The sequence below is a fragment of the Microbacterium trichothecenolyticum genome, assembly GCF_000956465.1.
In the GTDB taxonomy this organism is placed as follows: Bacteria; Actinomycetota; Actinomycetes; order Actinomycetales; family Microbacteriaceae; genus Microbacterium; species Microbacterium trichothecenolyticum.
Genome location: NZ_JYJA01000040.1, coordinates 192,963 through 207,718, shown reverse-complemented (window position 1 = coordinate 207,718; position 14,756 = coordinate 192,963). Strand labels below are relative to the sequence as shown.

General features: G+C 69.9%; 11 protein-coding genes. 4 read left to right on the top strand and 7 right to left on the bottom strand.

Features of this window, described 5'->3' with window-relative positions:
* Positions 1-6: 6 nt before the first annotated feature.
* The 7 genes from RS82_RS18125 to RS82_RS18095 form a co-directional block, all read right to left on the bottom strand.
* A complete protein-coding gene (locus RS82_RS18125) occupies positions 7-1,002 on the bottom strand; it encodes a glycosyltransferase (protein WP_052676924.1) in 996 nt (331 codons plus the stop codon).
* Between the two features lie 18 nt (positions 1,003-1,020).
* Entirely contained in the window at positions 1,021-2,541 is a 1,521-nt protein-coding gene (locus RS82_RS18120; RefSeq protein ID WP_045302021.1) for a sugar transferase, read from the bottom strand.
* A 175-nt stretch (positions 2,542-2,716) separates the two neighbouring features.
* Positions 2,717-3,913: a glycosyltransferase gene (locus RS82_RS18115; protein ID WP_045302019.1), complete on the bottom strand. Its 1,197-nt coding sequence runs from the start codon at positions 3,911-3,913 to the stop codon at positions 2,717-2,719.
* Positions 3,910-4,470 carry an acyltransferase gene (locus tag RS82_RS18110; RefSeq protein ID WP_045302017.1) on the bottom strand — a complete coding sequence of 187 codons (561 nt, stop codon included), beginning with the start codon at positions 4,468-4,470 and terminating at the stop codon, positions 3,910-3,912. Before RS82_RS18110 ends, RS82_RS18115 begins: the two co-directional genes overlap by 4 nt.
* Positions 4,467-5,690 (bottom strand): polysaccharide pyruvyl transferase family protein, encoded by a 1,224-nt coding sequence (locus RS82_RS20830; RefSeq protein ID WP_084695749.1) that lies wholly within the window; start codon positions 5,688-5,690, stop codon positions 4,467-4,469. Before RS82_RS20830 ends, RS82_RS18110 begins: the two co-directional genes overlap by 4 nt.
* A 40-nt stretch (positions 5,691-5,730) precedes the next feature.
* Positions 5,731-6,972, bottom strand: a complete 1,242-nt coding sequence (locus RS82_RS18100) for a hypothetical protein (RefSeq protein ID WP_157005672.1) — start codon at positions 6,970-6,972, stop codon at positions 5,731-5,733.
* A gap of 241 nt (positions 6,973-7,213) precedes the next feature.
* Complete coding sequence (locus tag RS82_RS18095; protein WP_045302013.1) at positions 7,214-7,420, bottom strand: cold-shock protein; 207 nt, start codon at positions 7,418-7,420, stop codon at positions 7,214-7,216.
* Between the two features lie 375 nt (positions 7,421-7,795).
* Between RS82_RS18095 and RS82_RS18090 the strand changes: the two genes are divergently transcribed.
* The 4 genes from RS82_RS18090 to RS82_RS18075 all read left to right on the top strand — a co-directional run bounded on the left by RS82_RS18090 (position 7,796) and on the right by RS82_RS18075 (position 14,568).
* On the top strand, positions 7,796-8,428 hold the full coding sequence (locus RS82_RS18090; protein WP_045302011.1) for a GntR family transcriptional regulator: 633 nt from the start codon (positions 7,796-7,798) through the stop codon (positions 8,426-8,428).
* Between the two features lie 46 nt (positions 8,429-8,474).
* Entirely contained in the window at positions 8,475-8,966 is a 492-nt protein-coding gene (locus RS82_RS18085; protein WP_084695767.1) for a GNAT family N-acetyltransferase, read from the top strand.
* Positions 8,967-9,039: 73 nt separating this feature from the next.
* Complete coding sequence (locus tag RS82_RS18080; RefSeq protein WP_045302009.1) at positions 9,040-10,065, top strand: helix-turn-helix domain-containing protein; 1,026 nt, start codon at positions 9,040-9,042, stop codon at positions 10,063-10,065.
* A gap of 141 nt (positions 10,066-10,206) precedes the next feature.
* Positions 10,207-14,568, top strand: a complete 4,362-nt coding sequence (locus RS82_RS18075; protein ID WP_052676922.1) for a S8 family peptidase — start codon at positions 10,207-10,209, stop codon at positions 14,566-14,568.
* Positions 14,569-14,756: the final 188 nt, after the last annotated feature.

Below are 14,756 nucleotides of genomic sequence, written 5' to 3'. Positions count from 1 at the left end.
CAGTGCTCAGGCCGCGAGGTGCAGCGGCGGCGCCTCCACGGTGCGCACCTCGCGAACCGACGCTTCGTGGAGCACGCCTTCGTCGAGCTCTTCGGGCATCTGCATGAACGCGAGCCCGCGCCGCTCCATCTCGCGTGCGATCTGGATCTGATGGTCGTCGACATGCTCGCCGTAGCGTGCGAGGCGCGGCACCAGGACCGGGAACTTCCCCTGCTCGAACGCGGTGATCGCCGAGCCGGTGCCCGCGTGTGCGATCACGACGTCCGCTTCGCGAACAGCGGCGTTGAGCTCATCGTGCGGCACGCGGTCCCGGCCTTCGATGCCCCACCGTGAGACGTCTTGAGGGCCGGTCTGCCACAGCACGTCGTCGCAATCGGCAAGGAGCGGGACCACGGCGTCGAAGAGCCGGCTGAACCCGTAGCCCTCCTGCGTGCCGACCGTCACCACAGCACGCCGGAGGCGCCCGACCGCGCGCGACGGGGGCGGGGTCTTCGGCGCAACCGCGGCACTCGCCGCCGCGGCCTGCGCATCGGCCCTCACGAACCCGTCGTAGATCGAGCCCGCGTAGCGCCACCGGGCGTTCCGCCACGACGGGTACTGCGTGTAGGTGCGCACACCGTTGATCCCCTGGAGGATCCGCCCCGAGACGCTCGGACCGAGAGCGCGCGCGGCGCTTTCGATGTAGTGCGCCGCGGCGCCTCGCCGAGCAGCCATCGGCAGCACCGCGACGGCAGGGCTGGACCCGGTGCTGAACGCGCGATCGTATTCGTGCAGGTCGAGGACCTTCGCGGCAAGCGATCGCAGCCGCCACAGGTTTCGCAGATCCCGCGGGGCGACGAACGAGGTGTAGTGCACCTCCCGGTCCGCCAGCAGCGAGGTCGACAGCCCGTTCTCGAAGGTGATCCACACCTGATCCTCCGGAGCGACCCCGAGCCGGTCGGCGAGCGAGTAGAGCTGCTTCAGGTGCCCGCCGCCCGAGCACACCATCATCGTCTTGGCCATGTCGGCTCCCCTCCCGCGTCAGTACGCGCCGTCGTGTTTGAACATCTGGATCACCGTGCGCAGGATCAGGATCAGGTCGCCCGTGAACGACCAGTTCTCGACGTAGTAGAGGTCGATGCGCACACTCTCTTCCCAGCTGAGGTCGCTGCGCCCGCTGACCTGCCACAGTCCTGTCAGCCCGGGCTTCGAGAGCAGCCGGCGCGTCTCGTGACCCGCGTACTCGCGCACCTCGCTCGGCAGCGGCGGGCGGGGTCCGACGAGGCTCATGTCACCCCGGAGCACGTTCCACAGCTGGGGCAGCTCGTCGAGGGAGAAGCGGCGGAGGAATCGGCCGACAGGGGTCACCCGCGGGTCGTCCCTCATCTTGAACAGGACGCCGTTCCCGTCGCTCAGCGACTCGAGGCGGGCGAGCTGCGCCTCGGCATCGACGACCATCGAGCGGAACTTGTACATCGTGAACGTCGTCCCCCCCACGCCGACCCGTTCCTGCCGGAACAGGGCGGGTCCGCCGTCGCGCGTGCGGATGAGCACGGCGATGACAGCCAGCGCGGGCGCCAGCACGATGAGTCCGGCTGCGGTCGCGACGACGTCGAAGATGCGCTTGAGCGAATGGGCGAACCCCGAGTACTGGGGCAGCTGCACGTGCACCATCGGCAGTCCCGCGACCGGGCGCAGGTGGATGCGCGGCCCGGCGACATCCGTCAGCCGCGAGACCAGGATCAGCTCCGTCTTGGAGTTCTCGAGCGCCCACCCCAGCGACTTGATCTGATCGCGCCCACCGGGCAGATCCCCGGCGATCATCAGGGCCCGCGTCCTCGAGCCCTTCGTCGCCGCCACGACCCGCTCGAGGGGCACGCGGGGCAGGTGGGACAGCCGTTCCCGGACGTTCATCGGCGCCTCGCTCATCGGCTGCGTGAGCGAGATGGCGACCGGGCGGTAGCCGGCGGCGAAGTTCCGGTGGAGTTCCTCGACCGTGCGATCGACCTCTTCCGGCGATCCCACGACCATCGCCCCGGTCAGCGCCCGTCCGTCGTGCCGCAGCGCCATCAACAGCCGCCGCCAGATCAGGCGGTTCAGCAGCAGCAGTGCCCAGCCCAGGGGCATCGCTGCCGCGACGTACCCTCGCGCGAACTCGATCTGCCCGACGTAGCACACGATGGCCACACACCCGAACGCGACGAGGGTCGCGTTCGTGACGCGCTGGTACTCGGTCAGCCCCTGGCCGATGATTCTGCGAGCGCGGCTCTTGACCGCCCACAACGCGATCAGCCAGACCCCCGCCGTGGCGACCGCAGCGGCCGCGTAGCCGATGGCGTGCGCGGTCCAGTGGGCCGGTGCGCCGAACCTCACGAGGCTTGCGATCGCCAATGACAGCACGATCGCCGCAACGTCGCCGACCACGATTCCCGCGGTGAGCCGCTGGAACCACAGCAACGCGAGCGGCTGGCTCGGCACGGCGGCCGTGTCCGCGAAGGACGGCTCGACCCGTCCGTGTGCGCTTCGTCCGCCGACGAAAGCGCGTGAACCGGTGGAACTCATGGCGACCCCCAGTCTCATGAGTGAGAAGGGACGCCGATGGCCCAGGCTTGCCCTCCGAGGCCCAGTGCGGGGAGGGATGGAGCGTTGGTGGTGGAGCCGTGGTGCGTCGCTCGGGGGAGCGTGGGTCAAGGGTAGGGCCGACTCGGCGGTCGGCGCAGCCCCTTCCCGCCAGACTTCACAGGACCGGACTGAACTCTTCACCTCGGCGTAACAGTGCCGGCCGCAGCGCGAGATCCATCACGACGCGGTGCCGCGCGGACCAGCTGTTGCGCCGGACGAACTCCGCCCGCTCGATGTCGGATGCGCGGCCGAGGCTCAGCGCGGCGTCGACGAAGGGAGCCATCTCGGCCGTCGTCGGCGCGATCAGCACGCGGGGATCGATGCCGTGGATCGGTGGAAGGTCGATGGCGACCACGGGCAGTCCCGCCGCGACGTACTCGTACACCTTCAGCGGGCTCATCGCCTCGGTCAGCGGCGTGCGCCGGTGCGCCAGCAGCGACACGTCGCAGTTGCGAAGGGCCGCAACGAGTTCGGCCCGCCCCACGCCGGGATGGATGTGGACGTTGGGGATGGCGCGCAGCCCCGCCACATAGTCCGTCACCGGCGCCGGCCCCAGCAGTACGATCTGCAGGTGCGGGCGCTGCGCCGCGAGGACCGCTATCCCCTCCGTGTCGAGGCGCTCGTCGATCGTGCCGACGTAGATGGCCCGAGGGGACGGGATGCGAGCGAGCCAGTCGGGCACCGGGGGCACCGGTCCCGCCCAGTCGGCCGGCTCCACCCCGTTGGGCACCACAGCGTGGGGGCCCTGAGGGGCGATCCGGTCGATGATCTGCTGCGACACCGCCGCGACACCGATCTCGGCCTCGCTGATCCACCGGTAGGCCAGGCGGTAGGCCGGCCAGTACCGGCGGCGGCCGGAGTAGCTCAGCCAGTCGTCCCGACCGAAGTAGGTCACCGTCGAGGCCCACGCCATGGGGCTGAACGCCGCGACGAGGGGATTCGTCGTGATGACGGCGGGAGCGCGCAGCCCCAGGCGCCGTGCGTGCGCGCGCAGCTCCTCGTCGTATCGCCGGTACGCGCGGACGAGCCGCGGGATGGACAGTGGATCCGATCGGCTGAGACGCACCGGAGTGACGAGCTGTCGCCGCGGCGCCGCCGGGAGCTCGGGGTCGGTACCGCGGAGACTTCTCGCGATCACGCTCTGCCAGGAGCGGAACGGGTTCGCGACGAGCAGTCCATCGACCTCGTGCGAGGTCATCAGGGATTGCAGGATGCGATCGGGCGGGCGCATCATGCCCCGGCTCACGGCATCCGCATACGTCTCATACGAGAAGGTGAAGACGACGTCCCGGTGCGCCCCTCCACCCGTCACGGCACGAGCTCCCGGATCACCCGCGCCGGGGCGCCGACGGCGACGGTGCGCGCCGGGATGTCACGGGTGACGACGCTGTTGGCCCCGACCACCGCTCCCGCGCCGATCGTGACACCGGGCATGACGACCACGTTCTGGCCGAGCCAGGCCCCCCGCTCGACTCTCACGGGAGCGACGCGGACGAGGGGCTGGTCTCGGATCGGAGTGTGCGGATCGTCGAAGCCGTGCATGTGGTCGGAGATGTAGACGCCCCGCGCGAGCTCCACGGCCTCTTCGATCACCACCTCCCGCACAGCGGTGATCGAGGTCTGATTCATCCGCACGCGATCGTGGAGGTGGATCACCGGCCCGGGTCCGTCCAGCCTGGGCACCATGAACCACGACGACGGCCCGATCAGCACGTGGGAGCCCACACTGACCATCTGCGGATTACCTGCCCGGAACGGCAGCATGATGCGGCTCCCCGCGCCGAAGGAGGCGAATCCGCCGCGGACGACGGACGTATACAGGGCATCCCTCAGCCGCATCGCGTTCTGCACCGCCGTCATGCCGTTCATCGCACCCCCTCCTTCACCTCGGCGCGAAGTCCCGCCACGTTCGCCCAGGCGAGCCCGACCACGTCTGCGACGCGGGCCCCGATCGCGGCGCGCATCCGAGGGAGGTCCGACAGGGTCGCGACCACCGCGCCGCGCAGGCGCCGCTCGAACCCGTCGCCCGGCTCGACGCAGAGCTGCGGCGTCCCGAAGAGACTCATGAGGCCCTCGACCTTTCCCTGCGTCGCGACCGTCACCGCCGGCGTCCCGGCCATCAGAGACATCACCGCGAGGTGCATGCGGCCGGTGACGGCGATGTCGGCCCTCGCGCCGAGACCCCTGACCTCGCCGGGGCTGAGCAGCCTGGGGATCAAGGTGACCCCGTCGTCGCCCTCGAACCGCTCCGCGATCGTGCGGCACAAGGGCAGGTCATCGGCCCCGTGACGCGACACATGGGGGATGATCGCCACCCGGTAGCCGTGGCCGCGCAGCAGCGCGACCGTCTCGGTGTAGGCGTCGACGGCGGCGCCGACGAGTCCGGACGCGTTCACGAGCGCCAAGCGACCGTCGGGTTCGAGGTCGGGGATCCAGCGGGCGACCGCATCGTCGTCGCGCGTGCCGGCCGTGAAGACGATGTCCGCCGCGTCGCGCACGCGGAGGCCGTCGACGCGTGCACGGTCGGCGGAGTACGGGTCGCGCAGGTAGAGGGCGACGCCGGCGTCCGACGCGGCGCGCAGCGCCGCCTTCGCACCGGAGCTGGGCGCTTTGTTCCAGCTGAAGCCGACGATCCGGGAGTCGTAGCCGAGCTCGGCCGCCCGGCGCGCGAGCAGCGACCGGCTCACGGAGGCGCGCTCGACGTACGCGCCGTCCATGACGTCCGCGCCGATCACGCTGAAGGACCGCGCCCCTGCCAGGAGCGTCGCGAGCGTGCGCAGGTCGCGTGCGCGACCGATCGCCGTCCCGTAGACGAGTGCGGGAAGCGGCACCGTCGTCATGCGGTCCTCGAGGTGCTCGGGGACGAGGACGTCGGCGTCGCTGCGGACCACGACATGCACGTGCCCGGCGACCGCCTCGACGAACGCCTCGACGAGCGCCTGGTCTCCGATGTTGCCTCGGCCGGGCGGCGCGATGAGCACATGGTCGCGGGCGTGCGTATCGGGCGCGATGTTCAGGAAGATACGGTCCACCATGCGTGCGGCCGCCGGCCGGCGCAGAGGCGCCTGGATCCACGCAGGTGCTCTCATCGCGTCACGGACCCCTTGCTCTCGCCGACCGACCGACGGCTCACAGCGCCCATACCGCGCGCAGCCGTTCGTCGGTGGGCACCGGCGTGACCTTCTCCAGCCAGGTGGCGTCGATCGACGACAGCGACGGGTCACTGGTGAAGCCGCCCGTGGCGGACCGCGCCAGGTTCGAACCCGATACCGTCGTCGACTCGACCGTCGCCCACTCGCCCCGCACCGGGCCGATGAACGTCGAGTTGCGGGCGGAGAGAATCCCGACCGTCCCCGAGCCGTTCACCGCGGACGGGAACCCCGAGGTGAACGCGTTCGCCTCGGGAGGGACCGGGAAGCGTTGCAGCATCCGATCCCCGCCGACGACCAGGGAGTGGTCGAACATGACGCCGGCGGCGATCGCCGAGGGGATGAAGGCGGCGTTCGTCGACGCGAAGATCACGCTGTCCCTGACGGTAACCGTCGTCTGCGGCTTGTCACCCGACAGTTGGAGAGTGTCGCAGTGGGCGGCGGAACCTGCGGGCTTGTACGACGGTGCGACGTAGCATCCCACGACCGCGACGTCCTCGAGAGCGGATCCCGCGGTGCGGAACGCCCACGCGTCGCTCTCGGTGATCTTCAGCTCCGGGGTGACGCATTCCACCAGCTCGATCCGTCGGGCAGGGCCGCCCTTGCCCGCGGTCACGTTGAAGGCCTGCCCCTTCGACCACGCCCACGCGACGTCCTCCACCGACGTGAGCACGACGCTGTTCGGGAACGGCCAGAAGCCGACGAACGAGACGCCCTTGACGCGGTCGATGCGCAACGAGCCCGTGTGGGTGACCGAGCCGCTCCCGTCGCGAGGCGCGACGAGCACGCGGTACGAGCGATCGGCTTGGCCGACGAGCTGCAGCACCGGCGTGCTGGAGGAGCCCGCGCCGTTACCCGGAAGCGTGCCGGGCTTGACGAGGACCGCGCCCTTTCCCTCGGTCGTGCGCTCGGTGACATACGCGATGGCCTTGCCGATCGCCCCCCAGTTGCACTCCGCCTCGACGACGAGGTCGAACCGATCGGACGGTCTCGGCGTGCGGGACGGCCAGTGGGAGCCGTTGGGCCCGAAGCCTGCGTTGGCGAGGGGGCCTTGTGGGAGGCCCGCGGGGGAGCCCAGAGAAGCTGTCGCCCCCGTCGGCGTGGATGTCGCGGCCCGCACGGTGGCGTTCGCATCCGCGGCGGTCGCCGTGCACCCGAGGAGGGCGGCTGCGGGTGCAGCCAGCAGCAGGGAGACCACTGCTCGACGGGAGGGTTGTGCCATGCCGCTACTCGTCCAATCCTCGTCACAAGGTGACGGACGCCGTCGGCCGGCGGCGAAAACCGACTCCGTTCGCCGGCTCAGCGCCTTCTGCTCACGGTACTTCCGCCGTGAGTCGCACAGGTTACGAGGAGGAGAAGATCAGCGAGCGAGCGCGCTGGAACGGCGCTCGCGCGCGACGAAGCCGCGGCACCCACCCATGGGATACCGCGGCTTCGACCGCGTGAAGCGATCGATCCTCCGCTCAGAGCGGGCGGATGTTCTCGGCCTGGAGGCCCTTGGGTCCCTGCGCGATCTCGAACTCGACGCGCTGGTTCTCCTCGAGGGAGCGGTACCCGCTCGACTCGATTGCGCTGTAGTGCGCGAAGACGTCTGCGCCACCCTCATCGGGAGCGATGAAGCCGAATCCCTTTTCCGAGTTGAACCACTTGACGGTGCCCTGCGTGCTCATTACTTGCCGTTCTTCGTTGATCTCGTCGCGATTGCGGCGATTGCAATCCAACGTAGTGAACAGGCGGGCGCGCGGCGAGACCCAGTTGCGAAGGTGACACAAATGTTGCACAGCATTCGTTCGCGGGACACGGACCATCGTCCGCCCGGGCTGAGCTTGGCTCGAAAGCCCGGGCGTCGACGGATCCCCCCGGATAGGCCACGTCGTAACGTGGACAGGGAACATCGTACCGATATATCAGTGCGAGAGCGAGGCCGGTTTCCTCAGTGTTTCCGCATCTTCGGATGGGGTCTCGCGGCCCTCTCGCGGTCCCCCTCAAGGCCCGCTCAAGCGGGTCTATGCACGTGAATCCTCCGGCGTACACTGGTGCCACTCATGAGTGCCCCCTTCGTCCCGCTCGAGCCGAGCCGCGCCGTCCTCGGAGACGAGGTGTACGCGCGCCTGGGTGAGGCGATCCTCGACGGACGGCTGGCCCCCGGCGAGCGCCTGCGCGACCAGGAGCTGGCGGAATGGCTGGGAGTCTCGCGCACGCCGGTGCGCGAAGCACTGCAGCGACTGGAGCGGGCCGGCCTGGTCGAGGTGTCGCCACATCGTTACACGCGAGTGTCGCACCCCCACCAGCAGAGCGACACCGTGGAGCTCGTCGCGTTCAACATGGGCCTGGCGGTGCGCATGGCCTCGGCACGCGCGGACGCCGACGCCCTCGACCTCGCACTGGAGCGCCTGGACGATGTCATCGCCGCCTCCCGCGCCAACGACCCGGACACCCTCGCGATGGCCAGCCACGCGTTCTTCTCCGTCGTCACACATGCGAGCGGCAACTTCGCGCTCCTGCAGTTCGTGCGCGAGTACGAGTTCGCGATCCGGCGCGACATGGTGGGCTGGCGACCGTTCATCGAATGCCCCATCGGCCGCACCGCGGCCTACGAGGAGTTCCGCGAGGCGTTCGTCTCCCGTGACGCCGATCGGGCCGAATCGCTGCTGCGCACCATTCACGGCCTCAGCTGACTTCCCGCCCTTCTCGGTGACGGATGCCGCGGCTACCGTGAAGCTCGTGAACCACATCGATCTGCGACCCCTGGACGACGACGACCTCGACGCCGTCTTCGAGATGATGCGCGACCGTGAGGCGATCACGATGGCCGCGTTCACCGCGGAGGACCCCGACGACCGCGCGGCGTTCGACGCGTGGATCGAACGGCAGCGCGCAACGGCCGACGTCCTCTCCTTCGTGGTCACCGAGAACGGCGGATTCGCCGGGACCGCGGCATCCTTCACCGTCGACGGCGACCGCGAGGTCACCTATTGGATCGCCCGCCACGCCTGGGGGCGGGGCGTCGCGACCGCGGCGCTGCGCCACCTGATCTCGCGCGAGCCCATTCGGCCGCTGTTCGCCCGCGTGGCCGCGCACAACGCCGCCTCCATCGCCGTCCTCACCAAGGTCGGCTTCACCGAGGTGTCGCGCAACGTCGACTTCGCCCCGGGCGTGGGACGCGAGATCGAAGAGATCGTGTTCGCACTGCCGCCCGCGCTCGACGGCGCGTGAGCGCGCCCGGCGTGCCGTGGTCGCACACGCAGCGGGTCGGGATCCCGCTTCGCTGCCCATCTAGGCTCAGGGCATGAGCGACCAGTGGCCGGCAGCCAACGGCAGTCCGCTCGACCTGCCCGGAGTGGATTCGTTGGGCGAGAGCATCTATCTCGCGGTGCTGCTGGAAGGTCGCGCACCGGCTGCCGCTATCGCAGCTCGCACGCAGGCCGACGAGGCGACGGTGCTGGCCCGTCTGGAAGAGCTGCGCACCGCGGGGCTGGTCACCCGCCTCGAGTCCGCTGACCCGGCCTACTCCGCCGTGGATCCGCGCTTCGCCATCCGTGCCCTCGCCGAGCACCTGACCGAACGCGGACAACGGCTGCGCGAGACCATCCCGATGCTCGCCGAGCACTTCGACGCGGCCTCGGAGTCGACCTCGGACGAGCCCCAGAGTCACTTCGTCACGGACCCGGACGCCGTTGCGGGCTGGTACGCCCGGCTGCAGCATCAGGCGAAGTTCGAGTTCCTCGCGTTCGATCGGCCGCCGTACGTTGCAGCCTCGTTCGATCCGTTCGAGTCGGCGGTACTCGCGCGAGGAGTGGAGTGGCGCGCCATCTACACGGTGTCGAGCTTCGATGAGGGCGCCACCTGGGAAGAAGTGGGCGAGCTCGCGGCCCAGGGCGAGCAGTCCCGGATCACCGATGATCTCCCGCTCAAACTCGTGGTCGTAGACGCAAGCATCGCGCTGGCCTCCCTCAGTCTGGATCCCGGAGGGATCAGCGCGCTCGTCACCTCCGCACCGCCCCTGGTCGCCGCACTGCGCAGCCTTTTCGAACACGAGTGGACGCGAGCCGTTCCGCTCGCCGTCGCCGCACCGCTCAGAGGCCTGCCCCAGACGAGTCGGCGCTACCCGTCCCCACCGGCCGACGCGCCCTCCGCCGAAGACGTCTCCATCGTCACCTTCATGGCGGTCGGCATGAAGGACGACGCCATCGCGCGACAGCTCGGAATCTCTCCGCGCACGCTCCGGCGCCGCAGCCAGGAGCTGATGGCTGCGCTGGGTGCGAGCAACCGCTTCCAAGCCGGCGTCGAGGCGAACCGCCGGGGATGGATCTGACCTTGGTGTAACACCCGTGTTTCACCATCTGGCCGCTCGCGGTCATTGACCGGATCCGGCCAGCGCCGGCTGCGCTCAGCCTCGCAGAATGAGGTCCAGCTCGGCCCACACGGGGTCGACACGCATCCCCGAGGACGTTCTGTGACCTTCTCAGCTCGTCGCGCGACCGCGATCGCCGCAGTCGCCGCACTCCTGTCCAGCCTCGCACTCGCCACGACGCCCGCGGCAGCCGCTGCCACGGACGAGTTCGAGGCCGGTCGATACATCGTCACGCTCAAGGGCGCGGCCGTGGCGACATATCGTGGCACGATCCCGTCCTACCGGGCGACGCAGCCCGAAGACGGCAAGAGCCTGAACCCGCGCGCCAAGGCCGCGGCTGCGTATGCCGACCACCTCGTCTCGCAGCAGAAGGCCGTCGCCGCCGATGCCGGAGCCGAGATCGTGACCTCGTACACCCTCGCGACGAACGGCTTCGCCACGGCGCTCAGCGCTGAGCAGGCGACGGAGATCGCGGCGGACCCGCGGGTGGCGTCGATCGTCGAGGACGAGCTCCTGCACCTGCAGGCCGCGACACCATCCACGGACTACATCGGGCTCAGCGGAGACAACGGGGTGTGGGCGTCGCTCGGGGGCGTCCAGAACTCCGGCGAAGGCGTGGTGGTCGGTGTCATCGACTCCGGTATCGCACCGGAGAACCCCTCGTTCGCCGGTGAGGCCCTCGCGTCGGCGTCCGGCGACGCGCCCTACATGGATGGTGACACCATCGTCTTCGACAAGGCGGACGGGACGCAGTTCCGCGGAATCTGCCAGGCCGGTGAGGCCTTCGACGCGGGCGACTGCTCGACGAAGCTCATCGGCGCGCGCTACTTCGTCGACAGTTACGGCGCGGACTACATCGGGCGCGATCGCGGCGAGGTGTTGTCACCTCGCGACGCCAACGGGCACGGTTCGCACACGGCGAGCACCGCCGCCGGCAACAACGGCGTGTCCGCCTCCGTCGCCGGCCGTGACCTCGGCGAGATCTCGGGAGTCGCACCGGCGGCGAAGGTCGCCGTGTACAAGGCGTGCTGGAGCGGACCCGCCGCCTACGACGACGGATGCATGACCGGCGATCTTCTCGCGGCCATCGACGCGGCCGTCGCCGACGGCGTGGACGTCATCAACTACTCCATCGGCGGCGGCGGGGCGCTGAGCACCGTGGCGCTGACCGATCAGGCATTCTTCGGTGCTGCAGCCGCCGGCATCTTCGTCGCGGCATCGGCGGGCAACGACGGCCCGGCCGAGTCCACCGTCGACAACGCCGCCCCGTGGATCACCACTGTCGCGGCCAGCACGATCCCGAGCTACGAAGCGACCGTTCGCACCGGCGACGGCCAGGCCTACGCCGGCGGCAGCATCGCCGACGTGGAAGGGGTCACCGGGCGCGTGATCGCGGCGGCGAGCGCCGCCTCCGAAGGCGCGGCGAACCCTCAACTGTGCGGCCCGGACACCCTCGACCCGGTGAAGGCGGCCGGCGCCATCGTCCTGTGCGAGCGGGGTGTCATCGACCGGGTCGCCAAGTCCGCGGAGGTGGCACGTGCGGGAGGCATCGCCATGATCCTCGTGAATCCGACCGCGAACTCGATCGACCTCGACATCCACGCCGTTCCGACCATCCATGTGGACGCCGACGTCTACACCGCACTTTCCGCCTACGCGAAGGTCGAGGGGGCGACGGCGACGTTCGAGGACGGGAACACCACGGGACGTCCCTCACCGGTCGCTCCTCAGCTGGCCGGCTTCTCATCCCGCGGCCCCGTCCTCGCGGACGGCGGAGACATCCTCAAGCCCGACATCACCGCGCCTGGCGTCGCCATCCTCGCCGACGGACGCAACAGCGAAGGCGGTGCCCCGACGTTCGAGCTGCTGTCGGGAACGTCGATGGCTTCGCCCCACATCGCCGGCCTGGCGGCGCTGTACCTCGGCGCCCACCCGCACGCCGCGCCGTCCGAGATCAAGTCTGCGCTCATGACCACGGCGAGCGACACGCTCAATGCGGACGGCTCGGCCTACACCGACCCGTTCGGTCAGGGAGCCGGTCAGGTCCGGCCCGCCAGGTTCCTCGACCCCGGCCTGCTGTTCCTCAACGGCGTGGCCGACTGGAACGGCTACGTGCAGGGCATCGGCGCCGCCGACCTCGGCGTCGAGCCGATCGACCCATCCGACCTCAACCTCGCGTCGGTCGCGGTGGGCAGCCTCGCCGGCGTGCAGACCGTCACCCGCACGGTGACGGCCACCCGCGCCGGGTCGTACATTGCGAACGACGTGTCGATCCCCGGCGTCGAGGTGAGCGTCAGTCCGAACCGTATCGACTTCGCCGGCGCGGGCGAGGAGAAGACATTCACCATCACGTTCCGCCGCACCAGCGCACCGCTCGACGCGTTCGCCACGGGCACGCTGCGCTGGTCGGGGTCGGACGGTGACACCGTGGTGATCCCGCTGGCCGTCCGTCCGAGCATCATCGCCGTGCCCAGAACTGTGACCGGCGAAGGCGAGTCCGGAACCGTGGAGATCCCCGTCGCCGCGGGCGAGACGATGGATGTGGATGTCACTGTCGCCGGACTCGTGCAAGGGCGCGTGGTCCGCGGCACGGGGACCGCCGGTTCGGCAGCGGACCGTCACGTCGTCGTTGTCCCCGACGGCACGACGACCGCGCGTTTCGAACTCGCTGGGGAGGTTGCCGCGAGCGACCTCGACCTCGCCCTGTACAAGGTCGACGAGTTCGGGGGTCTGCTCTACCTCGACCAGGCGACCTCACCCGGCCCCGAGGAGGACATCGTCCGTCGTGACCTCGAACCCGGCCAATACGTCCTCGACGTGTCCTTCCTCAGCGGCGACGGCGACCTCGACTACGAGCTGACGACCTACCTCCTGGGCGGCGACCCCGACGTGGGCGAACCGAAGATCGACCCCGCGAAGCTCAACCTGCAGCTGGGTGAGACGTCGCCGGCCAAGGTGACGTGGAACGGTCTCGCCCAGGGGTTCCGCTACTACGGCCGCGTGCTGTTCGGATCGACCGGTGCGAGCACCGACGTGTACGTGCGGACGTCTGGGGAACCGGCGGCCGCTCCAGGGGAACCGGCGCTCAGCGTCTCCCCTGGCTATGTGCGCCCCGGCCGCACCTTCACGGTGGCGACGACCGGGCTCCCGGCGAATGCCGCGTACGAGATCACGCTCGACGACGCGACCGTGGTCCGCGGCCTGACCGCGGACGACGGATCGGCCGCACGCCGGCTCACTATGCCCGAGGACGCGGCAGAGGGAACCCACACGGTGACCGTGTCCGCGGGACGGATCACTCTCGCCGGGTCGCTCGTTGCCAGCCATGTGATCGTGCACGATGTGTTCGAGAACGTCGAATACCTCCAGGACGGCGGAGCGTCCGTCTCCGCCGAGGTCATGTTCGGCGGCGCCGGCACGGTGCACACGACGATGACCAGCACCGGTGGCACCGAAGCGATGCGCGAGGACCTCGAGGTGTACAGCGACCCGATGTTCGACGCGGATTCCGCGCGGACCTCAGCGGTACCGCTCACTCCGGGCGCGTATGTGGTGCGTGCATGGATAGACGGGGTGGACGGGCCCGCGCTCCTCAGGGAGCGTGCGTTCACCGTGGAGGAGACCGCGCCCAGCGCGCTCAGCCTCACGCAGAACCCCGACGACGAGAACTCCGTCGACCTCGTCTACGACAACTCCGTCGGTGCCGTCACTCAGGCGACGATCCGCTCCAAGACGTGCGCCGGTCCGGTCGTGTTCGGCTCGGTGTGGATCGACAAGCCGAGGGTGACGGCGACATTCGATCTCACAGGAATCACCGGCGTCGACGTGCTCGTGGACGGTCAGCTCGCCGGCTCCTACGCCAACCCGGGCAACGCGCGGTGCGCATCCGAAACGCACGTGTCGCACGACTTCTGGGTCGTCGCGGCGGCACCGCCAGCCGACGAGGCCGAACGCGCGGCGGCGGGCATCGAACTCACGGTCAGCAACCGCTACCCGGCATACAGCAGCGGGTTCGACCTGTCCGCCGGATACGGCGCCGACATCTACGGCCCGCGGTTTCACAGCGAGCAGGTCGGCCACGACAGGGTCACCGAGCCTGGGCCCGTCGTGAGCCGAACCTTCCCCGCGGACGAAGGCACGCCGTTCTGGGTCCGCGCGAAGTACGAGGTGCTGACGCCTGACATCCACCTCTCGGCGCACCGAGTGGTCTACGCCTCCGCGCTCACCCCCGCAGACCTGCAGCCGGTCGTGGATCCGGTGGACCCCGGAACGGAGCAGCCGACACCGGGGACGGACGAGCCCGGCGCGGGGACGCCGAGCGCGGGCGCGCCGGCGGGACAAACGGGCGCCGGCGGCCTCGCGGCGACCGGCGGGACGATTGCGACGACGGCGGTCATCGTGGCGGTCATCGCGCTGACGCTCGGCACCGCGCTTGTCATGGCGCGTCGACGGCGCCGAGCCTAGGGGTTCGTCAACGGAGGGTGGCGCGAGCCTCAACCCCGAAGAGAACACGAACTCGAGCAGCCCCGAAAGGGGCTGCTCGAGTCGGGCCGGTCATCGCGAGCGCAGATCCGGGGCATCGGAGCGGCCGACTCCGTGCGAAAACGAAGAAGCCGGTCGGAGGTTCTGACCTCCGACCGGCTACTTTCCGC

Coding starts and splice junctions, on each gene's coding strand:
- RS82_RS18125 (WP_052676924.1), bottom strand. CDS start 1,002: ATGGCCAAGACGATGATGGTGTGCTCGGGCGGCGGGCACCTGAAGCAG.
- RS82_RS18120 (WP_045302021.1), bottom strand. CDS start 2,541: ATGAGTTCCACCGGTTCACGCGCTTTCGTCGGCGGACGAAGCGCACAC.
- RS82_RS18110 (WP_045302017.1), bottom strand. CDS start 4,470: ATGAACGGCATGACGGCGGTGCAGAACGCGATGCGGCTGAGGGATGCC.
- RS82_RS20830 (WP_084695749.1), bottom strand. CDS start 5,690: ATGAGAGCACCTGCGTGGATCCAGGCGCCTCTGCGCCGGCCGGCGGCC.
- RS82_RS18100 (WP_157005672.1), bottom strand. CDS start 6,972: ATGGCACAACCCTCCCGTCGAGCAGTGGTCTCCCTGCTGCTGGCTGCA.
- RS82_RS18095 (WP_045302013.1), bottom strand. CDS start 7,420: ATGAGCACGCAGGGCACCGTCAAGTGGTTCAACTCGGAAAAGGGATTC.
- RS82_RS18090 (WP_045302011.1), top strand. CDS start 7,796: ATGAGTGCCCCCTTCGTCCCGCTCGAGCCGAGCCGCGCCGTCCTCGGA.
- RS82_RS18080 (WP_045302009.1), top strand. CDS start 9,040: ATGAGCGACCAGTGGCCGGCAGCCAACGGCAGTCCGCTCGACCTGCCC.